This window comes from Hydrogenophaga sp., assembly GCF_026125825.1.
Lineage (GTDB): Bacteria > Pseudomonadota > Gammaproteobacteria > Burkholderiales > Burkholderiaceae_C > Hydrogenophaga.
Genome location: NZ_JAHCKK010000036.1, coordinates 1 through 23,549, shown reverse-complemented (window position 1 = coordinate 23,549; position 23,549 = coordinate 1). Strand labels below are relative to the sequence as shown.

Sequence of the window (23,549 nt, the reverse complement as noted above, 5' to 3'; positions counted from 1 at the left end):
TCAGAGATCCCTGTTGCGCAATGAGGCCACCACGATCAGTTGGCGCTGAAGGCGCTGCCCATCCGAACCGACCGCTTCTGTGCTGCCCAGCGACAGTGTCAATCGGGCGGCCACCACCTCTGCGGTGGTGCTGGCCCATCCCGCGTTGAAGTTTGCGTGGGACGCCGGCACCCATGCCGTTGCGAGCGCGTTGCCCATGTCCCGGTTGCGCGTGAGATAGTCGATCTGCAGGTTGTCTACGCCCGGCGATATTTCTTCCCGCACCGTCACCACCTCGCTGTCGGCGTTCAGCACAATGCGTGCCCGGTACAGCGAGCGACCACCCTGAGGGTTGATGCCCACATACCAGAACGCGGGATCCCAGCGAGCCACGGTGGCGTCGGGGTCAAACGTCTTGGCCACCGCACCCGTGCATTGGGCTTGTACGCTGCCCAGTCCAGTCGAACAGTTCAGAGTGGCGGCACCATACTGAATGGTGGGCGGGGTGTTGGAGGCGGTCTGGATCTGAAACAGTGCGCTGCTCCTGCCATCGCACACCATGACTATTTCCGCATTCGTGAATGCGGTTGGCGACGAGAATGCAAAGCTCTTTGCGCCCTCATCATGAAGGGTGATCTGGCGGAACGACAATTCGTCGCCAGCGGGGCGCAGCACCATGATGGCATCGGTGCCATTGACCCGGTCACCGACCGCAGCACCGAAACCCGCGATGTCGACGCTGTCTTGTGCGTCGTCGAATCCGCGCAGCATGCCTGCGTCAGTGCTGGCCCACCACGCCACTGTGGGTGAGCCCGCTGTGCGCAGGACGTTGGCGGTCAGCCGCGTGCCGCATGGCACCATCCCGGCCTCGCGGATCTCCCGGGCCATGATGTCGAAGGAGAAGCGGGCGCCCTCCTGCATCTGGGCGAGGTTCTCGTTGACCCGCAGCGTCTGGCGTGTCGTGATCACCACGCTGAGAACGCCACCGATGAGCACCAGGCCCAGCGTCATGGCCACCAGCAGCTCGATCAGGGTGAGACCGCGCTGGCGGCCCGTCGTGCGGTGACGACAGCGAGGGCGGTTGAAGTGCGTCATGGAGTAGCGCATGGGGTTCAAACTCGTGAGGCAATAACGAAGGTCTGGTTGGCCAGGCCGCCGCTCATGCTGTCATCCCACCGGATCTGGACCGTGCACGCGAAGTCGGCATCGCATGCAATGTGCGCGCACGTCGTGTTGTCATCCGCACGTCCCATGTTCTGTTTGACGGAGGTCAGCCAACCTCTGCGGGAGGTGTCAGCCAGATTGGCGCCGGCGAAAGCCGTCGGGTCGCAAATGAAATTGGCGCCGGTGTTGTACTGGCCGCCCCGGGCGTTTTCCCTGTCCACCCTCATCACGTCAAGAATGTAGTGACTGAGCATGACGGCCTGGGCGCGCTGCCCACTGCTGATGTTGCCCTTGACCGCACGGGACTGCAGCGCCGCCATGCCCAGCAGGCCCAGGCTGAGGATGAGCACAGCAACCAGCACTTCAATCAGCGAAGCGCCGCGTTGGGGTGGCCGGCGTGGGCCATGCATCGGGCGGGTGTCGTTCGTCATATTCAGATCAGGGAGGTAAGCAACTGCTGGCCACGCCGGCAGGACGTGTCACACGGACTTGCCCGGTCGCCGTCACCACGATGTCACGGGCGCGGTTGTCGTCCGTCAGCGAACCGATTGGATCGCACACGCGCAAGGAGCCAGCCTGAACAGCGCCGCCCATGAGCCTGGGCCTGCCGTCCGCAGCGAAGGACACATAGTTCGCGACAGGGTTGTTGCCGACGATCAACGTGCCGCCCGTGACGCGAGTGATGCGGGTCAGAATGGTTTCACCCACATCCACCTGGGCATCAAAGCCGCTGCGGGTGGTGTCCTGGAACACGATCCAACCCTGATTCCAGCCGGCTCCCGCGGTGGTGTCGCATTGCGTGCCGTTGGTGCTCTTGCATACCGTGACGCGGGCACCCGTGCGGATGGCCTGGGCGCGGGCCTGCTGAAGGCTTCCCAGCAATTCATTGCTGGCAGAGGTGAGGCGGCTGGATGCGGTCATCCCCTGGAAATTCGGTGCGGCGATGGCCAGCAGAATAGCAAGCAGGGCAATGCCAACCATCAACTCGATGAGCGTGACGCCGCGCTGGCGAAGACTCAGCGAGCACGGTGCACATTGGTGGACATTTTCCATCTCGCCAGTCTGCCTGTTACAGCTGTTAACGATCTTCGGGAGCCGATGAATGAGGCTCGCCTCGCGACAAGCGGGGAAGGCCTTGCACCCCCCATGAGATCGGCTTCGATCAACGCCGGACTTCGTCCACCAGCGCCCTGAATTCGTCGATGTCCTCGAAGCTGCGGTACACGCTGGCGAACCGGATGTACGCCACTTTGTCGAGCTTCTTGAGTTCTCGCATCACCATCTCGCCCAGGCGGGCGGCGGGCACCTCGCGGGCGCCGAGGTTCAGCAGCTTTTCCTCGATGCGCTCGATCGCCGCGTCGACCTGCTCGGTGCTGACCGGTCGCTTGCGCAGCGCCAGCGAGAAAGAGGCCCGCAGTTTGGCTGGCACGTAGTCCACCCTGCGGCCGTCCTTCTTGACGACCGCCGGGAAGCTCACCTCCGGCCGCTCGTAGGTGGTGAACCGCTTCTCGCAATGGCCACACTGCCTGCGGCGGCGGATGAAGTCCGCGTCTTCCGAGACGCGGGTTTCGACCACCTGGGTTTCAAGATGGCCGCAGAACGGGCATTTCATGCGGAGGGCACTCCCGTTGTACGGCCTGAAACCATCACTTGTAGACCGGGAATCGTGCGGTCAAGGCGTTGACTTTGGCACGCACGGCGTCGATGTTGGCCGGGTCGCGCGGGTTGTCCAGCACGTCGGCAATCAGATTCGCGGTCAAGCGAGCCTCGTCGTCCTTGAAGCCGCGGGTGGTCATCGCGGGCGTGCCGATGCGCACGCCACTGGTGACCATGGGTTTTTCAGGGTCGTTCGGGATGGCGTTCTTGTTGATCGTCATGTGCGCGCTGCCCAGCACAGCCTCGGCTTCTTTGCCGGTGATGCCCTTGGCACGCAGATCGACCAGCATCACGTGGCTCTCGGTGCGCCCGCTGACGATGCGCAGGCCGCGCGAGGTCAGTGTTTCGGCGACGATGCTCGCATTTGTCAGAACCTGCTGCTGGTAGGCCGTAAATTCGGGTGAGAGTGCTTCCTTGAAAGCGACTGCTTTGGCCGCAATCACGTGCATCAGCGGACCGCCTTGCAGCCCGGGGAAGATGGCGCTGTTGATCGCCTTTTCGTGCTGGGCCTTCATGAGGATGATGCCGCCGCGAGGGCCGCGCAGGCTCTTGTGGGTGGTGGAGGTCACCACGTCGGCATGGGGCACCGGGTTGGGGTAGACGCCGGCAGCGATCAGGCCTGCGTAGTGGGCCATGTCCACCATGAAGATGGCGCCGACGTCCTTGGCCACCTTGGCGAAGCGCTCGAAGTCGATGCGAAGGCTATACGCCGACGCGCCCGCGATGATCAGCTTGGGCTTGGTTTCATGCGCCTTGCGCTCCATGGCCTCGTAGTCAATCTCTTCCTTGTCGTTGAGTCCGTAGGAGACCACGTTGAACCACTTGCCGCTCATGTTGAGGGCCATGCCGTGGGTGAGGTGGCCGCCTTCGGCCAGGCTCATGCCCATGATGGTGTCGCCGGGTTTGAGGAAGGCCAGGAAGACAGCTTCGTTGGCGGACGCGCCGCAGTGCGGTTGCACGTTGGCGGCTTCGGCGCCGAAGAGCTGCTTGACGCGGTCGATCGCGAGTTGCTCGGCCACGTCCACGTACTCGCAGCCACCGTAGTAGCGCTTGCCCGGATAGCCTTCGGCGTACTTGTTCGTGAGCTGCGTGCCTTGTGCGGCCATCACGGCCGGCGAGGCGTAGTTCTCGCTGGCGATCAGCTCGATGTGGTGTTCCTGGCGAGCGTTTTCGGCCTGGATGGCGGCAAACAGTTCAGGGTCGGTTTGCTGGATGAGGATGTTGCGGTCGTACATGGCAGTCCTTCAAGACGTGGAACCTTGCGCGGTGACAAGGGCTGCCCAGGCGAACGGCTGAACACCCGAACCCCTCAAGGCCGGGCGGTACGCTTCCCAGTGGTTGTCCCTGCAGACGATCAAGGATCAGGCAGGGGGGCCACGTCAGCGGCAGCCGCCGACAGGAAGCTGTCGGGGTGCGCGCCTATCGCCAGTTGCGTACCCGGCTAGTTTAGCCGAGGCCGAGAGGCCGGTCGGCCTGATCAGGAACGGGAAAGTGGCGAGCCCGGGGGGAGGGCGTTCGGCGCGGCCGGCCCCTCGGCCTCGATTTCGGCTGCCGGCGCAGCGGGCGCCACCACGGGGGTCGGGCGCGCTTGAGGCACGTAGCGCTGCATCGGCTTGCCAAGGGCCACGCTCTGGATGCGCAGGTGCTCTGCCATCACCTTGTCGATGTACCAGCTGCCGTCCGTGGTGACCGCACCGACGTACAAGCGCAAGCCCCCTTCGACCGAGCCGGCGCGCTTGACAGCGTCCTGAAGGACCCGCGCGCCCACCCGCAGGTTGGACACCGGATCGAATGCGGCGAGTTGCCCACCAAAGTCGTTGTACTTGTCGGTATGGACCCGGGTCAGCACTTGCATCAGACCCTGAGCACCCACCGGGCTCTGCGCGAAGGGATTGAAACGGGACTCGATGGCCATCACGGCCAGGATCAAGGTGGGATCGAGCTTGGCTTTTTCGCCTACCTCAAAAGCCTCTGCCACCAGCACGCTCAGGGGCTCTGGTGCGACCCGGTACTTGCGGCTGAGCCAGTAAGTCACGTTGGCCTGCTGCTTGGGCAGGTCGCCGGGCTGCGCGGCCGTCACGCGGTCGATCGCGGAGGGCTCGGCGGCGTACACGGCGTCGGCGCTCGCAGCCTCCTGGCGCTCCAGCAGCCAGCCCAGCAACTGCTCCTCGGCGCTGGCGCGCAGGTCCGCGCGGGCACTCAAGGTAATCAGGGCCACGGCGGCCAGCGTGCCCAGCAAGGCCAGGCTGTTGTGGGTGATGTCGAAGAAGCCGCGGTAGGCGTCGCCCACAGCGGTCTTGAAGGATGCCACGGCACCTGAGGTGCTCTTGGGTGGCTTTGCGTCTTGCGCGGTCATGTCATCGCTCCTTTCTGCGCCGGCCTGACTCGCGAGAGCTGGGCCAGCTGGATTGGTCGCCATCGACGGCCCGATCGAGAAGAACGGTGCGGTCGAGTTAGCCTGGGTGGCAGCGGTTCGGGTTTGCCCTCGGGTGGGCAAAGCTGGCGCATCCTATGGGCTTATTAATATCGAGTCAATGTTTTAGAATCAATTTGATACTACTTTTGGGTATAAAAAAAGTTTGATCAACCGAGGTCGAGGGGCTTTGCTAGCAGGAAGCCACGGCCCAACAAGGCTTTGGCGTCGATGTCGCGCTCTTGACCGTCTGTCGGGCAGCGGCCACCTTTCATGTTCCAAAACGTGCTTTTGCGGGCGACAAATGGTGGTTCCGGGCGTGATTGAAAATCTGCATGGCGAACGGCCCGCCTGGCCTTGATCCCTGGCCGCAAGGGGAGTAACCTGCGCTGGCCGGTCCGAAGACTGGCATTTGCTGACGACGCGGCGAACCGCCAGTCAGCTTCCAACGGGAGCAATCTGTTGCTTCCAGGCTGGAGAGACATCCAACTCCCTCCGCCAAAACCGACGGCATGAGCATTTAGCCCGCCGTCAACCCCGGCAGGCCCTGCTTGCCGGGGTTTCTTGTTTCTGGGGGGCTCTATATAGACGTGCGCTGCTTCGTCCCCACAGTTCGACGACACTCCAGGGATCCGTTGGCAAGCGAACGCACGATGAACCGCTTTTTTCCCCAGGGCACCCAAGGTCGATGGGCTCGGCGCCTGATGCTGAGCCTGGTGGGGCTCCTTTTGCTCTGGCTGGTCGCCTGGTTGGGCGTTCCCCCGTTGCTGAAGTGGCAGTTGGCCAAGCAAGCATCGACCGCGCTGGGGCGCGCGGTGACGGTGGAGCGGGTCGATTTCCGGCCCTGGTCGCTGGAACTGGCCGTTGAGGGCCTGCGCGTGGCCGACGCCGCAGGGCAGGGCGCTCAGTTCACGCTGGATCGCTTTTACGCCAACGCGGAACTGCAGTCGCTGTTTCGCATGGCGCCGGTGCTCGACGCCCTGGTGCTCGAGCAGCCCAAGCTGAAACTGCGCCACCTGGGCGAAGGGCGGTACGACGTGGACGACGTGCTGCAGCGCTTGCGCCCGAAAGACAACGCGCCCCCGTCCGAGCCAGCCCAGTTCGCGCTTTTCAACATCCATCTGTCCGGCGGTGAATTGACCTTCACCGATGACAGCGTTGGCGTCACGCACCAGTTGAGCGGGTTGTCGGTGGGGGTGCCGTTCCTGAGCAACCTGGCCTCACGGCGGGACGTGGTGACCCAACCCAAGCTGGCTTTCGTGCTCAACGGGAGCGCGTTCGATTCCAGCGCCAGCACCACGCCGTTTGCCCAGACGCGGGACACCGATGCCAGCGTCGACATCCCGTCCCTGGATCTCGCGCCCTACCTGCCCTATTGGCCAGCGGCCTGGCCGGTCAAGCCCGAAACCGGTGTGCTTCAGCTCGGACTCAAGCTGGCGTTCGAACAGCAGGAAACGCCGCGCCTGTCTCTCTCTGGCACGGCCGCCATAGCGAATCTGCGCGTGGTCGAGCGAACCGGCCCTTCATCGACGGCCGAATTGCTGGCTTGGGAGCGCCTGGGCGTGACGGTCAACCGAATGGAGCCACTTTCGGGGCAGGTGGATCTGGCCGCCATTGAATGGATGTCGCCCACGGTGTCGATTTCGCGCGATGCCGTGGGGCGGTTGAATCTGCAGCGCGTGGCGCAGGCCTGGCTCGAGCAGTCCCGAAGCACCACCTCTGCCGCGCCAGCGCCGGTCACGTCGGGGGCATCCCCCGCGCCCGCCGCGCCCTGGCAAGTGAATGTGGCGCGCCTGAACCTGGAAGGCGGCACCGTGCGATGGCGCGATGCCGGCACCAAGCCCGCTGCCCAACTCGCCCTGGAGGCCTTGAGCGTCCGGGCCCAGGCGCTGAGTTGGCCGATGCAGGCCCCCGTGCCCTTTGAAGTGTCCGCGCGGCTCGGGCAGACGCCACTGTCACTCAAGGGCACGGCCACGGATGCCGAGGCCCAGGCCCAGGGCTCGGTCGGCCAACTTGCCCTCTCGGCCTTCGCGCCCTACATCGCCGATGTGCTGGTGCCCGAGTTCGATGGAAGGCTGGCCGCCGACTTTGGTCTGGCGTGGCGGGCGGCCAAGGCCGACCGGCCCGGGGAGCTGCTGGTGTCCGCCTCCCGGGTCGAATTGAGCGAGGCGCGCCTGGGGACTGCCCGCCAGCCACTGGCCAGCCTGCGCAGCCTGCAAGTGCAGGATGCGCGCGTGGACCTGGCCGGTCGTGCGGTGGCCGTGGGCAAGGTCGTGCTTGACCGGCCTCAGGTGCGCGCTCAGCGCGACAAGACCGGGCGCTGGATGGTCGATGGCTGGATGAGGTCGTCGGATGCGCCTTCTGCAGCGCCTTCGTCGAAGCCGGCCGAGATGCCCCCGTGGCAACTGACGTTGGCCGATGTGAAGATCGATTCGGGTGCCGTCGCGCTCGAAGACCTCGCACTGGCGCGCCCGGTCAGGCTTGACCTCGATCAGATCAAGCTCCAGGTCAGGAACCTCCAGCCCATGGCGATCAGCCAGCCCGACATGCCGATCTCGCTGCAGTTGCGCATGGGGGCGGCGCGGGGCAGCCGCAGCGAGCCAGGCCGACTGGCGCTCGACGGCGCGTTGCGCCTGCCCGGCAGCGGGGGGCGCGATGCCGATGGCCTGCGCACCCGCTTGAAGGTGCAGGCGGACAAGCTGCCGTTGCATGCCCTGGAGCCTTACTTTGGCGACCGCTTGAACCTGGACCTGCTGCGCGCGGACACCAGCTACCGCGGCTCGGTCGAGGCGGCCTGGCCACCGGCGGGCTTGCGCCTGGTGGTTGCCGGCAACGTGGGGCTGGACGACTTCGCCGCCAACACCCTGTCGCCCGCCGAAGAGCTGCTGGCCTGGAAGTCGCTGCAGGTCCGGGGCTTGCAGCTTGCCATGGCGCCCGGCGAAGTCACCCGGGTGGCCGTGCAGGAAACCGTCCTCAGCGACTACTTTGCCCGCGTGATCATCGACGAGACCGGGCGCATCAACCTGCAAGGCCTGGTCAGACACGACGGGGACGCCCCTGGGCCGACGGGTGCCACGGCGCCAGCGACCACCACCGCTGCTGCACCGCCGCCGCCAGTGAGCGCGAGTGCCGTGCCCGATCCGGACATCCGCTTCGGGCCGATCAGTCTGGTCAACGGCCGGGTGCTGTTTTCAGACCGGTTCATCAAACCCAACTACTCTGCCAACCTGAGCGAGCTCACCGGCAGCCTCAGCGCCTTCGCCAGCGTGCCCCCGGGTGGCGCGCCGCAGATGGCCGACCTGACGCTGCGCGGGCGCGCCGAAGGCACCGCATCGCTGGAGATCGACGGCAAGCTCAATCCGCTGGCCCAGCCGCTGGCGCTCGACATCAAGGCGCTGGTGCGCAACCTGGAGTTGCCCCCGCTATCGCCCTACACCGTGAAGTACGCCGGCTACGGTATCGAGCGCGGCAAGCTGAGCATGGATGTGGCCTACAAGATCGAGCCCAACGGGCAGCTGACCGCGAGCAATCAGATCATCCTCAACCAGCTCAGTTTCGGCGACCGTGTGGCCGGCAGCGAGGCCCCCAACCTGCCTGTGAAGCTGGCCGTGGCCCTGCTCGCTGACCGCTATGGGGTGATCGATATCGACCTGCCGGTCAGCGGCTCGCTCAACGACCCGCAGTTCAAGTTGGGACCCCTCATCTTCCGGCTGATCTTCAACCTGATCGGCAAAGCCATCACCTCGCCGTTCTCCCTGATCGCCGGCGCCTTCGGCGGCGGTGGAGAAGAAATGAGCCAGGTGGTGTTCAGCGCGGGCAGCAAGTCGCTCGACGATGAAGCCCGGCAGCGCCTGGATGCGGTGGCCAAGGCCCTGGCGGATCGGCCGAACCTGCAGATCACGGTGGTCGGGCATGGCGATCTGGAGGCCGAGCGCAGCGGCTACCAGCGCGCCCGGCTGGCCGAGCGCGTGCTGGCCGAGAAGCGCCGTCAGCTGGCGCGGGACGGCTCGGTCCTCAGTGAGTCGCTCACGGTGACGCCCGCGGAATACCCGGCCCTACTCAAAGAGGTGTACCGGCGCACCGACATCCCGAAACCCCGCAACCTGGTTGGCCTGGCCAAGGACCTCCCGCAGGCCGACATGGAAGCGCTGCTCCTGGCGTCGATACCGGTCACGCCGGATGCCATCCGAGAGCTGGCGGTGGCCAGAGGCGTGGTGGTCAAGGACTACCTCGCTGGCCGCCAGCTGCCCGAAGACCGCATGTTCCTGGGTGCGCCGCTCCTGGGCAGCGAGGGGGAGAAGTGGCGTCCGCACGCCGAGCTCAAGCTGGCGCCGCGCTGAGCCTGGCGCCTGTCTGGCTGCCGGGGGAGGGGGCGGCGCCAACTGCGGCGACAATATGCATTGGTCGCGCCGTCGTGGTGCTGACACCCGAATCGATTGAGTCCTCCACTTCATGTCGCTGTTTTCCCTGCGCAAAGCCCCGTCTTCGTCCAACGCCTCCGAGTCTGCCGTGAACACGCCCACCTCCCCCAAGCCGGCCAGCCCCAACGCCTCCCACCCACTGGATGCCGTCACCGGTGGTGCGTTTTCCGCCCCGACCTCGGGCGAGCGTGCCGCGCGCATCCGCGACTGGCTGGCCACCGGACCTGCGCTGGACCAGATGAACGAGGTGTTCAAGGAGCTCTCGCACCGCGACCGAGGCGCGGCCAAGCCGTTGAAAGAAAAACTGGACGAGCTCAAACGCCAGAAATCGCAGGAACAGATGTCGGTGGAGTGGGCGCAGAAGGCGCAGGGCCTGATCGACCAGCCGCGCTTGAACCTGGCCGATGCCTTGGCCTGGCAACGCGACGCGGCCCGCGCCGGTGCACCGTTGTCGCGCGAGCCGCTGGCCACGTTGCGCCAGGCGTTGGCCGAGCGAGTCAAAGCCATCGAAGACCTGCAGCATCGTGTGCAGGTCGAGCGCGAGGCCGCGGTGCTGATCGCACAGCGCATCGAGGTGCTGTCCACCAAACCTTGGCGCGACGCTCAGCAGATCGCCGAGACGTTGCGCACCGACGTGGCCCAATGGCAGGAGCAGACAAGTGGCTTGGCGCAAGACCCGCAATGGCCCAGCGTGGATGTGAAGTTCCCGCCCATGCTCGACGCCTCGCGCCAGCAGTTGCAACTGGTGTGGGATGCTTTTGAAGCCGCACTGGCCCAGACCGTGGCCGCCGATGCCAATCCCCAGGCGCCCCTGCCCGCCGTGCCCGTGTGGGCCGACGAGTTGCGCGCCGCGCGTGGCCAGGAAGTGGGCGCCCCGGCCGAAAAGGCACCGCAGGACTCACAGGCACAGCAGGAGAAGCGCGCCCGCGTGGCGGCCGAACTCGAGCAGGCGCTGGTGGTGCTTGAACGCGAACTCGCCGAAGGCCACGGCAAGGCCACGCCCAAGGCGGCGGCTGACGTCCGCGGCCTGCTCAAGAGCCATGGCCGGCTGGTGCCGGCCGCGCTCGATGCGCGAGCCCAGGCCGCCCTCGGACAGGCCGGTGAGCTCGAAGGCTGGCAGCGCTGGCGCGCCGACCAACTGCGCGAGGAACTCGTGGCCAAGGCCGAAGCACTGCTCCAGGCCCCCGAGGGCCAACGCCTGGGCGGGCGCAAGATGCAGGAAACCTTGCGCAGTCTGCGCGACCAGTGGAAGACCACCGACCAGGGCGGCCAGCCCAATCACGCGCTGTGGAAGCGCTTTGACGAAGCCTGCACCGAGGCACACAAGGTGGTCGAGGCCTGGCTGGCGCAGGTGCGCCAGCAGAGCGAAGCGCACAAGGCGCAGCGCCTGGCCATCATCGAGGAGCTCAAAGCCTGGACGCTGGCGCATGCGGACAGCAGCGACTGGAAAGCCCAGGTGCGTGAGTTGCACGCGTTCTCGGAGCGCTGGCGCGAAGCCGGCCACTTGAGCGAAAAGGCCTTTGCCGATATCCAGCCGGTCTGGAAGGACGCCATGCACAAGGCACACGAGCGGCTGGAGACGGCGCAGGCCGAAAGCACCGCGCGCCGCAAGGCACTGATCGAAGAGGCCAACGCGCTGGGCGCGGCGCCCATGCTGCGCATCGATGCGGTCAAGGCCCTGCAGCAGCGCTGGCAAGCCGAGGCGCATGCGGTGCCGCTGGAGCGCAAACACGAACAGAAGCTCTGGGAAGCCTTCCGCCAACCCATCGACGAAGCTTTCGCGCGCAAGAGCACCGAGCGTGAGAAGGCCGCCACGGCCCTGAGCGCGCACGACCAGCGTGTGCTCGATGCCTCGCGTGCGCTGGAGGCGGCGAGTGCCAGTGGCGACGCGCAGCGCATCCGCCTGGCCATGAACGAGCTGGAAGCGGCCGTGGCAGGTCAGCCCCCGACGGCCGCAGCGGCACCTGTGGCCGCGCCGGCTGCCACCGAGCCGACGGCTTCCGCGCCCGAAACCGCGCCAGCCGATGGGGGGGAAGGGGCCTCCGTCACCGAGGGTGCCGAAGCTTCGGCGCCGGTGGCACCGGCCAAACCCGCCGCGCCGCCGAAAAAGCTCGTGGCGGTGCGGGGCGATGACCGGCCCGGCATGAAGAAGGCCGAGCCAGCCGGACGCGATGGCCGCCGAAGCGACCGCCCGGAGGGCCGGCGCGATGGGGCACCGGGTCGCCCCGATGCGCGCGGTGGACGCGATGCCCGTGGACCGGGTGCGTCGCCCTGGCGCGAAGAGCGCGAGCCGCGTGGCCCAAGGCTGGGCGATGCGGCTTTCCGAGCGCAGCGCCAGGCGATCGAGGCGGCCCAGTCCAGCCTGCGCAAGCTCGCAGCCCAGGCCCACGGTGAGGTGCTCACGCAACTCATGACGGCCTGGCAGCAGCGCGATGCCGAGCAACTGCCGACCGCTCAGGCACTGGGCCCGCGGGTCAGCGCGGCACAGCGCGGCTCGTGGGCGTCGGCGGTGTCCAGGCCTGCGGCGCCGCTGCCGGGTGAAACCTTGCTGCGCCTGGAGATGGCCGCCGAGGTGCCGACGCCGGCCGAGCACCTGAGCGAGCGCCGCATGTTGCAGTTGCAGTTGCTCACGCGCCGCCATGCGGCCGCACCGGCCGACACCTGGGCGGAGGACGTGGCCACGGTGCTGGGCTCCAGCTTCGATGCCAAGGCCGAGCGCCGCCTGCAGAACGTGCTGAAGGCCTTGCTCAAACGCTGAGCGTCAACGCCCCGGGCGAAAGAAGCCGTCGTACAGCGGCATCAGCTCGGGGAATTCCGTCTCGAATCGAGGCCGGTTGACGAAATAGGCTTCGCACGTCACGGCGAAGAATTCGGCCGCGTCTTTGGCAGCGTAGTCGTCCAGCCAGGGCGGCTCGCCACCGAAGCGCTCGGCCATGGCCACGGCTTCGCGAAAACGCTCGAAGCTGTCCAGCATGGTGCGTTGCCAGATGGCGCGCGCTTCGCTGCGCTGGCGTGTGCCCATGAAGCCTGAGGGCAATGGCGGGGCGCCATCGGGCGCTTCGCCCGCTTGCATGTCGTGCATGTCCATCTTGTGCACGAACTCGTGGATCACCACGTTGTGCCCATGTTGCGCCCGCTCTCCCGCCTGCGAGACGTCCTCCCAGCTGAGCATGAGCGGTCCCCGATCCATGGCTTCACCGGCCAGCACCTCGTCGTAGTGATGCACCACCCCCGCCCCGTCGGTGGTCTTGCGCCGCGCCACCACCGCACCGGGTTGCACCACGATGCCGACGAAGTCGCCGTACCAGTCCAGCAGCTTGAGCGGGTCGCGCACAGGCTCACCGGAGACGCCATGCATGTGGAGCAGTGGCAAGCAAGCCTGCGCCGCGATGGCCAGCGCCATCGCGTCCGTCACGGACAGGCCATTGGCGCCATGGAATTCCTTCTCCATCAGAAAGTGCGCGCAGAGAAGGCGAAGCCGCTGCAGCTCGGGCGCATCGAGTCCGGCCAGAAACGGGTGGTGCGCCACGGTCTGGCGCCATAGCCCGTCCGGGATGGACGTCGGACGGCGCAGCGCGCGGGGCAACCAACGTTGGAAGAGCTGGATCATGGAGGCAAGGACGGCGGCTCAGGGCTGCAGGGGGTGGCGTTGCATGCCCTGGGCATCGAGCCGCAACACTTCAGCGCGGGCAGGCCGAGCGCCCAGTTCCCAATCGCTGAGCACGACGCGTTGAAGACCATCGCCCAGATCGTGCCGGGCGGGCCGGTGGGTGTGGCCGTGGATGAGCGTGTGGGCCTGCGCATGGCGCAACCAGCCCCGGGCGGCTTGTGTGTCCACGTCGGCCCAGAGGCTGGGGTCGCTGCCCGTGTTGCGCTTGCGCGCCTCGCTCTGCGAGCGCAGCTCGCGCGCGATCGCCTCGCGCTGGAGCAGAGGCTGAGCCAGGAAGCGGTGTTGCCACGCGGGCTCGCGCACTTCCGCGCGAAAGCGCATGTAGTCGGTATCGGCCAGGCACAGGGCATCGCCGTGGCTGAGCAGCCAGCGCTGGTCCATGAAGACCAGCACGGTGGGATCGCTCAGGCCTTGCATGCCGCAGGCGTCGAGCCCGGCGGGCCCCAGAAGGAAGTCGCGGTTGCCCGGCATGAAGTAGACCGGCGCGTGCGCGCTGTAGGCCTTCAGGGCCTCTGCGCAGGCGCGCCAGAAGGCGTGATCCACCGATGGCGATGCGTGGGGGGAGAGCACGTCGTCACCCACCCAGACCTCGAACAGGTCTCCGAGGATGAACAGCGCGTCGGCGCGCTCCGGCACGGGTTGGCGCAAGTAGGCCAGCCACGCCTCGAAGGTGTCGGGTTCACCGGCCTGCAGATGCAGGTCTGAAATGACATCGACCGCTTGCCAGCTCGCGGGAGCGATGCATTCGGCGAAGCGGTCGACGAGAGGGGCTGTCATGCAAAGCAGGGGCGTTGCGGCCCCTGGCAATCAGATCGCGACGGCCTTTTCGATCACGACGTCTTCCTTGGGCACGTCGTCGTGGAAGCCCTTGCGGCCGGTGGGCGTGCCCTCGATCTTCTTCACGATGTCGCTGCCCGAGACCACCTTGCCGAACACCGCGTAGCCCCAGCCCTGTGCGCTGGGCGCGGTGTGATTGAGGAACCCGTTGTTCGACACGTTGATGAAGAACTGCGCGGTTGCCGAGTGCGGGTCGCTGGTGCGCGCCATGGCCACGGTGTAGGTGTCGTTCTTCAAGCCGTTGTTGGCCTCGTTGGAAATGGGGGCGTCGGTGGGCTTCTGGGTCATGCCGGGCTCGAAGCCGCCGCCTTGGACCATGAATCCGGGAATGACGCGGTGAAACACGGTGTTGTTGTAGTGGCCCTTGTTCACATAGGCCAGGAAGTTGCTGGTGGACAGCGGCGCTTTTTCAGCGTCGAGTTCCAGTGTGATGACGCCATATCCGGCGATGTGCAATTCGACTTGGGGGTTGGCCATGGTCATTTCTCCAGGGTGGCTTTGAGGATGGTGATGGGTGTCTTGGGGACGTTCTGGTGCATGCCCTGGTCGCCCACGGGCACGGCGCGGATCTTGTCCACGACATCCATGCCCGCCACGACCTTTCCGAAGACGGTGTAACCGTAGCCGTCGGGGTTGGGGGCATTCAGGCTCGGGTTGTTCACGGTGTTGATGAAGAACTGCGACGTGGCCGAGTTGGGGTTGGAGGTTCTGGCCATTGCAATGGCGCCGCGGTCGTTCTTCAGGCCGTTGGTGGCTTCCAGGGGAATCGGCGCCTTGGTCGGCTTTTGCTGCAGGTCGGGTGTGAAGCCACCGCCCTGGATCATGAAGTTGCTCATCACACGATGGAACACGGTGCCGTCGTAATGCTGATCGCGCACGTATTGCAGGAAGTTCTCCACCGTCTTCGGAGCCTTCTCGGGGTACAGCTCGACCACGATGTCGCCTTGCGACGTGGCGAGTTTGACGCGGGGCGAGGTGTTGGCCTGGGCATGGGCGGCCGCGGGCAGCAGGGCGGCGCCGGTGGCCAGGGCCGCGATCCACAGGGCAGCGCGGCGGCGCATGGGCATGGAAGACAGTGTCATCAGATGGTTCCTTCAAAAAAGATGGTCCAGCGGTCTTGCTCGCGAACCCAGTACTGGCGTTTGGTCACCCCCCGGCTTTGACCCGCGGCCACCTCGCCGAAGGTGACCACCATGGTGTCCTCCTGATCGCGCCATCGCAGCACCGACAGGTCTTTCATCTGCAGCTCGCGGGAGCCGTTGGTGCGCAACTCGCTTTCAACGCGCGGCCACCATTGGGCCAGATCACGGCCTTGGTTCATGAACCGGCTGGAATAAAACGCTTTGAGTTCGGCGAGTCGGCCCGCGCTGCGGGTCTGCCGCCAGGCTTCCAGCACGGCCTCGAACTGCGCGCGATCGCCCGCCAGCGCGTCGGGCTGCACCCATTGCAGGGTGGGCGCGATCACCACCGGCGTGGTTCGGATCTGAACGGTGCCCAGCACGCGCTGCAAGTCCGGATTGGACAGCACGACGCAGCCGTCCGAGGCTTGAGGTGCGCGCACGAACTGCTCACTGGGCGTTCCATGCAGCCAGATGCCGCTGCCGGTCTTCCCGCGTTGCAAGTCGAGCGCGTTGGGGTAGTTGATCGGCAGGGCACCCACGCCATACAGGTCGGGCAGGTCGGCCGGGTTGAGCGTGCTGGTGATGTAGTAGACGCCCAGGGGGGTGCGCTTGTCGCCCTCGACGGCCTTTTCGATGCCGGAGAGACCAACGGAAATGTAGAAATCGCCCAGCAGCTTCAGGCGCGGTGCGCGATCGGGTTCGGGGGTGCCTCGGGCCGAGTTGAGGTTCTCGAACAGGTAGAGGCGAGAGCGCGATGCGTCGATTGCGATCGCATGGCGGCTCTGGGGGGCCAGGGTCAGGAACTGGGCTGGCACGGCGCCTTCAGGCGGGCGCTCCGTCAGTGCCAGCAGCCGGCGGCGCGATTCCTCGCGCAGAGCCGCAAGCTGCGCCGACGCGGCCAGGGCCTGGGTGTCAGGCACATCGCCAAGCCGGCGCACCGGGCGTGCCTGCTGGCTGAGCAGGTCGCCGTGCACGAGATGGGCCAACTGAAAATTGGGGTGGTCTCGCACCAGGCTCTCGGCCTGTTTCAGCGCCTCCCGGTGCTGCGCGTTCCCGATGAGCTGGTAGATCTCGATCAGACGGGCTTCGGCACGGCCCATCAGCGGCTTGACCTGCTGCAGCTGTTCGCCTGTGAGGCTCACGGGCGTGAGGCCGGAAGGGGGCGGGTTGGCCGTGCCCTGCATCGCATCCTGCACCTTGCTGAGGGCGCTGTTGATCAGGGTGACCGCAGGGGCTTCCTTGAGGGGCTCGGTGAGGCTCGTGGTGTCGGGGGCCTGGCGCTTGTGCATCGACAAGGCCAGCAGGGCGAGCACGGCCACGGCCATGACGGCCGCCAGCGCCCGGTTTCTCGGTGTCACACGATGAGCGTTGTAGGGCCCCGGCTTGAGCAGCTCGGTCGTGAGGCTGGCATGGCCTCGTTGCGCGAACCGCCGACTGACCATCAGGAACCCGTGGATTCCCGAACGATCAGCCAACGATTGCCGGTCTTGACCAGATCCAGCGTCTTGCGGCTGGTGACGTTCAGGTTGTCCGAGGTGTAGTCCTGGCGGAAGCGCGCCGAGGCGCGATCGCCGTTGACGGTGACGTTGAGGTCGTTGATGCCCACGCCAATGCGCGAGCGGGGCTCGATGCGCGAGCGGCGCTCGGCCTCCCAGGCGGCCCGCGACTGGCCGCCGGGTGGCGTGAATCCCGGACCGTAGGCGCCCAGGTAGGCCGACACGTTCTTCGAGGACCAGGCTTTGGCCCACGCGGTCACGGCAGCCTCCACGTCCGCATTTCGGCGGCGCCGGCGCCGGCGCCGGCGCAGCGGGTGCTGCAGGGGCAGGCGCAGCCGCGATGGGTGGCTTCGCGGCGGACGGTGCGGCCACAGGCGCCGCAGGTGCTGGTGCGCTGGCCGCTGGCGCGGCGGCGACCGTGGCAGCCGGGCGGGAGCCACGCGCTTCGGCTGCGAACAGGTTGCGGATCAGGCTCAGCTTGGGCGCCACACCTGGGTTGTTGGCGTCAAGCTGCAAGGCCTTGCTGTAGGCCTGGCTGGCCAGCTTGGCGTAGACGTCGCCCAGGTTCTCATGCGCCGTGGCGTAGCTCGGGTTGGTGCGGATGGCCATCTCGAGCGCGGCGCGTGCTTTGTCAAACTGGCTCTGGCCTGCGTAGAGCACGGCCAGGTTGTTGTAGGGCTCGGGCAGCTCGGGGTAGTCTTCGGTGAGCTTGGCGAAGGTGGCGATGGCGTCGGCTGACTTGCCACTTTCCGTCTGGATCACCCCCTTGAGGAAACGCATCTGCGGGTCACGGGGCTTTCCCACCAGGTACTGATCCACCTTGACCATGGCCTCGCTGAGCTGGCCGGCGCGCACCAGGCGGTTCACCTCGGAGTACTCATCGCCTTGCGCCCAGGCCAGCGGGCTGCCGAGGCTGGCGGCGGTCAGGGCCACAAGGGCCAGTTGGCGCAGTCGCATGGAAAAGCCGTTTCTGGTGGTGGGGGAAGAGGATGGGCCGCTGGGGTGGCTGTGTGACGGAACGTGGCGAGACATGGCACCTCGAAAACAAACCTGTGCTCCCTCTCATGAAGGGGCCAGTGACACGTTGATCGGATGCCCGGCGGCGTGCTGTCGAGCGTCACCGGGCTGGATATACTGACATCCGATGGATTGTATCTGAGGGGTCCCGTTCCGACGGTTGCGCCAGACCGCATGGAACGCCGACGGGCCCGCTCTTCGGATGGTGCCACGCCCGGCCTGTGGATGCCTCGCTCTCCACCCTCCGACTGCCATCCGGAATTCCGTTCCCGCTCCCGTTCCATGACCCTGAAAATCTACAACACCTTGTCGCGCCGACTGGAGGACTTCCAGCCCATCGAGCCTGGGCACGTGCGCATGTACGTCTGCGGCATGACGATCTACGATCTCTGCCACATCGGCCATGCCCGCATGATGATGGCCTTCGACGTGGTGCAGCGCTGGCTCAAGGTCAGCGGCATGCGCGTCACCTACGTGCGCAACATCACCGACATCGACGACAAGATCATCAAGCGCGCGCTTGAGCGCGGCATCACGCTGCGCGCCCTGACCGACGAGATGACCGCCGCCATGCACCAGGACATTGGCGCGCTCGGCATCGAACCCCCAAGCCTCGAGCCCCGGGCCACCGAGTACGTGCCGCAGATGCTCTCGCTGATCGACACCCTCCAGCGCAAGGGCCTGGCGTACCAGGCCGACAATGGCGACGTGAACTACGCGGTGCGCAAGTTCCCCGGCTACGGCAAGCTCTCCGGCAAGTCGCTCGATGACCTTCGCGCGGGCGAGCGCGTTGCGGTGGCCGGCGACAAGAACGATCCGCTGGACTTTGTTCTCTGGAAATCGGCCAAGCCCGACGAGCCCGCTGAAGCCCGCTGGGACAGCGCTTACGGGGCGGGCCGGCCGGGCTGGCACATCGAGTGCTCCGCCATGAGCTGCAGCACCCTGGGCGAGACCTTCGACATCCATGGGGGCGGTGCCGACCTGCAGTTCCCGCACCACGAAAACGAGATTGCGCAGAGCGAAGGCGCCAGCGGCAAACCGCTGGCACGCTTCTGGGTGCACAACGGCTTCGTGCGGGTGGACAACGAGAAGATGTCCAAGAGCCTCGGCAACTTCTTCACCATCCGCGAAGTGCTGGCGAAGTACGACCCCGAGACCGTGCGCTTCTTCATCCTGCGCGCGCACTACCGCAGCGCCTTGAACTACAGCGATGCCCACCTGGACGACGCGCGTGGCGCGCTCAAGCGCCTCTACACCGCGCTGTCGCACGTACCGCCAGCCGCGTCGAGGGCGATCGACTGGCGCCAACCTTACGCCCAGCGCTTTCGCGCTGCCATGGACGAGGACTTCGGCACGCCTGAGGCCATGGCCGTGTTGTTCGACCTGGCGGGTGAAGTCAACCGCAGCAAGGACGCCGAGCTGGCCAGCCTGTTGCGCGCCCTGGGCGGCACGCTCGGCCTCCTGCAGGCCGATCCTGCCACCTACCTGCAGGGTGGCGGGGCCGAAGGCGGGCTGGACGAGGCGGCGATTCTCGATCTGATCGCGCAGCGCAGCGCGGCCAAGCAAGCCCGGGATTTCGCAGGGGCCGATCGCATCCGGCAGCAGTTGCTCGAACAAGGCATCGTGCTCAAAGACGGCCCCGCTGGAACCACTTGGGAGCGCAATTGATGGCCACCTCCGTTGTCGTGCCCGAGGTCAACCCCGAGGCGCCCGGCTATTGGGTGGATGCCTGCCGGCATCTCATGAAGCGCGATCGGGTGATGAAGAAGCTCATTCCCCAGCATGGCAGTGCCTGTCTGCAGTCGCGGGGCGATGCCTTCGTGACGCTGGCGCGCAGCATCGTCGGCCAGCAGATCTCGGTCAAGGCGGCCCAGTCGGTCTGGGACCGGTTCGAGCAGTTGCCCAGGAAGATGGTGCCGGCTCAGGTGCTCAAGCTGAAGGTGGACGACATGCGCGCAGCTGGCTTGTCGGCGCGCAAGGTCGAGTACCTGGTGGACCTGGCCCTGCATTTCGCCAACGACCAGGTCCACGTCAGCCAGTGGGCCGAGATGGACGACGAGGCCATCATTGCCGAGCTGGTGGCGATCCGCGGCATTGGCCGATGGACGGCCGAGATGTTCCTGATCTTCCATTTGATGCGGCCCAACGTACTACCCCTGGATGACCTTGGCTTGCAAAATGGCATCAGCCGGGCGTATTTTTCGGGTGAGCCCGTCAGCAGAAGCGAGATTCGGGAGGTTGCAAACTCCTGGGCGCCGTTCTGCAGCGTGGCAACTTGGTATATTTGGCGGTCGCTCGATCCGCTGCCGGTCAGTTACTGAGCGCGCCGGCTTCGCCGGGACGTCGTGGCAAACAAGACCAAAGGAGCACACCTTGGCCAAAAAGAATTTTCTCGATTTCGAGCAACCGATCGCCGAGCTCGAAACCAAGATCGAAGAACTGCGCTATGTGCAGACCGAATCCGCGGTAGACATCTCCGAAGAGATTGAACAGCTTGCTGGCAAGAGCCTGCAGCTCACCAAGGACATCTACAGCAACCTCACGCCGTGGCAGATCACCAAGATCGCCCGCCACGCCGACCGCCCCTACACGCTGGATTACGTGCGAGAAATCTTCACGCACTTCCAGGAGCTGCATGGCGACCGGCACTTCTCGGATGACCTGAGCATCGTGGGCGGCCTGGCCCGATTCAATGGCCAGCCCTGCATGGTGCTTGGTCACCAGAAGGGGCGCGACACGAAAGAGCGCGGCCTGCGCAACTTCGGCATGACCAAGCCCGAGGGCTACCGCAAGGCACTGCGCCTGATGAAGCTGGCCGAGAAGTTCAAGCTGCCGGTCTTCACCTTCGTGGACACCCCTGGTGCCTACCCTGGCATCGATGCCGAAGAGCGCGGTCAATCCGAAGCCATCGGCCGCAATATCTTCGAGATGGCGCAACTCGAGGTGCCCATCATCTCCACCATCATCGGAGAAGGCGGCTCGGGTGGCGCGCTGGCCATTTCGGTGGCCGACCAGGTGCTCATGCTGCAGTACTCCGTGTACTCGGTCATCAGCCCCGAAGGCTGCGCCTCCATTCTCTGGAAGACCAGCGACCGCGCCAGCGATGCCGCCGATGCCCTGGGCATCACCGCGCACCGCCTCAAGGCGCTGGGCTTGGTGGACAAGATCGTCAACGAGCCCGTGGGTGGCGCGCACCGCGATCACAAGCAGATGGCCGCCTTCCTCAAGCGCGCCCTGGGCGATGCCTGGCGCCAGGTGACGGACCTCAAGCCCAAGGAACTGCTCGATCGGCGCTACGCGCGCCTCAACAGTTACGGCCGCTTCACCGACACCAAGGCCGAGAGCAAGGACAAGCGCTGAGGTGAATGCCTCGCCAACCCCGGCCAACCCCTGCGAACGGGCGTTGGCCGCGTGGTGTGAGCGCCGGGGTTTTATGAACCCGGCCGGGCCCATGGCGGTCGCCTTCAGCGCCGGTGCCGATTCCACCGCCTTGCTGCTTGCTGCGCAACGGCGCTGGCCGGGCCAGGTGATCGCCTTGCACGTGAATCACGGTTTGCAGGCGGCGGCAGACGAATTCCAGGACCAAGCCCAGGCCATCTGCGCGCTGCACGCGATCGCGTTGCGCGTCGAGCGTGTGCAGGCCGCCCCGGCGCAGGGTGAAAGCCCGGAAGACGCCGCCCGCCAGGCCCGCTACACCGCCCTGGCACGCATGGCAGACGAGGTCGGTGCCGCCTGTGTGCTGCTGGGCCAGCATGCGGACGACCAGGCCGAGACGGTCCTGCTCGCGCTCAGCCGGGGGGCCGGCCTGCCTGGGCTGGCCGCCATGGCCGAGCGCTTCGAGCGCCATGGCCAGGTGTTTGGCCGGCCTCTGCTCGATGTGTCGTCCTCGGCCTTGCGAGCCTGGCTGGCGGGCGCGGGCCACCCTTTTGTGGACGACCCCAGCAACGCCGACCAGCGCTACACGCGCAACCGCATCCGTGCGCTGCTGATGCCCGCATGGGAGGCCTGCTTCCCCGGCTTTCGGCCCATGCTGGCACGCAGCGCCGCCCACGCCGCGCAGGCGCAGCGGCTGCTCGACGAACTGGCCCGCATCGATCTCTCCCACGTGGGCGTGCCGCCCGCGATCATGCGGCTGCAGTCGCTCTCTCGCGACCGCCAGGCCAACGTGCTGCGCCACTGGCTGCGAGCCGAGGCAAATGTGGCGGCAAGCGCGGCGCAGCTCGACGAACTGCTCGATCAGATCGCGGCCTGCACCACGCGTGGCCACGGGATCCGCCTCAAGGTGGCTGGCGGCCAGGTCATGCGCGAGGGCGGGGTTCTGCGATTCGTGGCACCGATATAATTCCCGGTTGCCCTGAGCGGCCCCTTGGGGCCTGGCATGCCGCGTGGAATACTGGTTGCGCGGCCGCAATCAACCCAATCCAATCCCTCCCGATGGCCTTGATAGTTCACAAGTACGGCGGCACCTCCATGGGGTCGACCGAGCGCATCCGCAATGTGGCCCGACGCGTGGCCAAATGGCACCGTGCCGGCCACCAGCTCGTCGTGGTGCCCAGCGCCATGAGCGGCGAAACCAACCGCCTGCTGGGGCTGGCCAAGGAGCTGGCTCCGGGCAAGACCGACAGCGCCTACAACCGCGAACTCGACATGCTGGCCGCCACGGGTGAGCAGGCTTCGTCGGCCCTGCTGGCGATCGCGCTGCAGGCAGAAGGCGTCGGCTCGGTGAGCTATGCCGGCTGGCAGGTGCCGATCAAGACCAACAGCGCCTTCACCAAGGCCCGCATCGAATCGATCGACGACGCGCGCATCCGCGCCGATCTGGCCGCCAGCAAGGTGGTCATCGTCACCGGCTTCCAGGGCGTGGACCCCGAAGGCCACATCACGACGCTGGGTCGTGGGGGCAGCGACACCTCGGCCGTGGCCGTGGCCGCGGCGCTCAAGGCGGCCGAGTGCCTGATCTATACCGACGTGGACGGCGTGTACACGACCGACCCGCGCGTGGTGCCCGAAGCGCGCCGTCTTCAGCGTGTGAGCTTCGAGGAGATGCTGGAAATGGCCAGCATGGGCAGCAAGGTGCTGCAGATCCGTTCGGTGGAATTCGCCGGCAAGTACAAGGTGCCCCTGCGCGTGCTCTCCAGCTTCACGCCTTGGGACATCGACCTGAATGAAGAAGCCGCCTCCGGCACCCTGATCACTTTTGAGGAAGACGAAGACATGGAACAAGCCGTCGTTTCCGGCATTGCCTTCAACCGCGACGAAGCCAAGATTTCGGTGCTCGGCGTGCCCGACACCCCTGGCATCGCCTACCAGATCCTGGGCGCGGTGGCCGACGCCAACATCGAAGTCGATGTGATCATCCAGAACCTGAGCAAGGACGGCAAGACCGACTTCAGCTTCACCGTGCATCGCAATGAGTTCCAGAAGACTCTGGACCTGCTCAAGACCAAGGTCGTGCCGGCGCTGGGTGCGGCCGAGGTGGTGGGCGATGCGCGCATCTGCAAGGTGAGCATTGTCGGTATCGGCATGCGCAGCCACGTCGGTGTGGCCAGCCGCATGTTCAAGTGCCTGAGCGTGGAGGGCATCAACATCCAGATGATTTCCACTTCCGAGATCAAGACCTCGGTGGTGATCGACGAGAAGTACATGGAGCTGGCCGTGCGTTCGCTGCACCGCGAGTTCGATCTCGACCAGACGGCCGACACCATCGCCGGTTGAACCCTCCATCAGAGGGAAATGCCTTCTGAGTTGAGGCATAATACGCAGCTTCCGGAGCGA

The 23,549-nt window shown here is 66.2% G+C and carries 17 protein-coding genes, 2 pseudogenes and 1 riboswitch; of the genes and pseudogenes, 7 read left to right on the top strand and 12 right to left on the bottom strand.

The features are described from left to right. From KIT86_RS13265 to KIT86_RS13240, 6 genes are all read right to left on the bottom strand, one after another. The gene (locus tag KIT86_RS13265; protein WP_297399077.1) at positions 1–1,086 is read right to left on the bottom strand and encodes a prepilin-type N-terminal cleavage/methylation domain-containing protein; all 1,086 of its coding nucleotides are present in this window, start codon (positions 1,084–1,086) and stop codon (positions 1–3) included. Positions 1,087–1,091: 5 nt separating this feature from the next. Next, entirely contained in the window at positions 1,092–1,574 is a 483-nt protein-coding gene (pilV, locus tag KIT86_RS13260; protein ID WP_297399075.1) for a type IV pilus modification protein PilV, read from the bottom strand. A gap of 7 nt (positions 1,575–1,581) precedes the next feature. Continuing rightward, positions 1,582–2,196 (bottom strand): GspH/FimT family pseudopilin, encoded by a 615-nt coding sequence (locus KIT86_RS13255; protein ID WP_297399073.1) that lies wholly within the window; start codon positions 2,194–2,196, stop codon positions 1,582–1,584. Between the two features lie 109 nt (positions 2,197–2,305). Next, complete coding sequence (gene nrdR / locus KIT86_RS13250) at positions 2,306–2,755, bottom strand: transcriptional regulator NrdR (protein WP_204731721.1); 450 nt, start codon at positions 2,753–2,755, stop codon at positions 2,306–2,308. A gap of 34 nt (positions 2,756–2,789) precedes the next feature. Beyond that, positions 2,790–4,034: a serine hydroxymethyltransferase gene (gene glyA / locus KIT86_RS13245; protein ID WP_297399069.1), complete on the bottom strand. Its 1,245-nt coding sequence runs from the start codon at positions 4,032–4,034 to the stop codon at positions 2,790–2,792. A gap of 36 nt (positions 4,035–4,070) precedes the next feature. Further along, positions 4,071–4,242, bottom strand: a riboswitch (ZMP/ZTP riboswitch). A gap of 34 nt (positions 4,243–4,276) precedes the next feature. Then, positions 4,277–5,155, bottom strand: coding sequence for a lytic transglycosylase domain-containing protein (locus KIT86_RS13240; RefSeq protein WP_297399067.1), 879 nt, complete (start codon positions 5,153–5,155; stop codon positions 4,277–4,279). 710 nt (positions 5,156–5,865) lie between these two features. Between KIT86_RS13240 and KIT86_RS13235 the strand changes: the two genes are divergently transcribed. After that, positions 5,866–9,552, top strand: coding sequence for a DUF748 domain-containing protein (locus tag KIT86_RS13235; protein ID WP_297399065.1), 3,687 nt, complete (start codon positions 5,866–5,868; stop codon positions 9,550–9,552). Positions 9,553–9,664: 112 nt separating this feature from the next. Next, positions 9,665–12,391, top strand: a complete 2,727-nt coding sequence (locus KIT86_RS13230; RefSeq protein ID WP_297399063.1) for a DUF349 domain-containing protein — start codon at positions 9,665–9,667, stop codon at positions 12,389–12,391. Between the two features lie 3 nt (positions 12,392–12,394). Here the strand turns inward: KIT86_RS13230 and KIT86_RS13225 are convergent, their stop codons facing one another. The 6 genes and pseudogenes from KIT86_RS13225 to KIT86_RS13200 form a co-directional block, all read right to left on the bottom strand. After that, complete coding sequence (locus KIT86_RS13225) at positions 12,395–13,243, bottom strand: zinc-dependent peptidase (RefSeq protein ID WP_297399061.1); 849 nt, start codon at positions 13,241–13,243, stop codon at positions 12,395–12,397. Positions 13,244–13,261: 18 nt separating this feature from the next. Beyond that, positions 13,262–14,080 (bottom strand): UDP-2,3-diacylglucosamine diphosphatase, encoded by an 819-nt coding sequence (locus tag KIT86_RS13220; protein ID WP_297399059.1) that lies wholly within the window; start codon positions 14,078–14,080, stop codon positions 13,262–13,264. Between the two features lie 30 nt (positions 14,081–14,110). After that, positions 14,111–14,617, bottom strand: coding sequence for a peptidylprolyl isomerase (locus tag KIT86_RS13215; RefSeq protein WP_297399057.1), 507 nt, complete (start codon positions 14,615–14,617; stop codon positions 14,111–14,113). A 2-nt stretch (positions 14,618–14,619) separates the two neighbouring features. Beyond that, positions 14,620–15,222, bottom strand: coding sequence for a peptidylprolyl isomerase (locus KIT86_RS13210; RefSeq protein WP_297399055.1), 603 nt, complete (start codon positions 15,220–15,222; stop codon positions 14,620–14,622). Next, positions 15,222–16,022, bottom strand: a pseudogene (locus KIT86_RS13205) (murein L,D-transpeptidase family protein); the annotation flags it as partial. The pseudogene KIT86_RS13205 and the gene KIT86_RS13210, both read right to left, overlap by 1 nt. Positions 16,023–16,702: 680 nt before the next feature. Next, positions 16,703–17,714: pseudogene (locus KIT86_RS13200) on the bottom strand (tetratricopeptide repeat protein). Positions 17,715–18,056: 342 nt separating this feature from the next. Between KIT86_RS13200 and cysS the strand changes: the two are divergent. The 5 genes from cysS to KIT86_RS13175 all read left to right on the top strand — a co-directional run bounded on the left by cysS (position 18,057) and on the right by KIT86_RS13175 (position 23,489). Further along, on the top strand, positions 18,057–19,442 hold the full coding sequence (cysS, locus tag KIT86_RS13195) for a cysteine--tRNA ligase (RefSeq protein ID WP_297399053.1): 1,386 nt from the start codon (positions 18,057–18,059) through the stop codon (positions 19,440–19,442). Next, entirely contained in the window at positions 19,442–20,095 is a 654-nt protein-coding gene (locus KIT86_RS13190) for a DNA-3-methyladenine glycosylase 2 family protein (protein WP_297399051.1), read from the top strand. The genes cysS and KIT86_RS13190 overlap by 1 nt, the downstream gene beginning before the upstream one ends. A gap of 52 nt (positions 20,096–20,147) precedes the next feature. Beyond that, entirely contained in the window at positions 20,148–21,134 is a 987-nt protein-coding gene (locus KIT86_RS13185; RefSeq protein ID WP_297399048.1) for an acetyl-CoA carboxylase carboxyltransferase subunit alpha, read from the top strand. A 91-nt stretch (positions 21,135–21,225) separates the two neighbouring features. Continuing rightward, on the top strand, positions 21,226–22,116 hold the full coding sequence (tilS, locus tag KIT86_RS13180) for a tRNA lysidine(34) synthetase TilS (protein ID WP_367185441.1): 891 nt from the start codon (positions 21,226–21,228) through the stop codon (positions 22,114–22,116). Positions 22,117–22,208: 92 nt separating this feature from the next. Continuing rightward, positions 22,209–23,489: an aspartate kinase gene (locus KIT86_RS13175; RefSeq protein ID WP_297399046.1), complete on the top strand. Its 1,281-nt coding sequence runs from the start codon at positions 22,209–22,211 to the stop codon at positions 23,487–23,489. Positions 23,490–23,549: the final 60 nt, after the last annotated feature.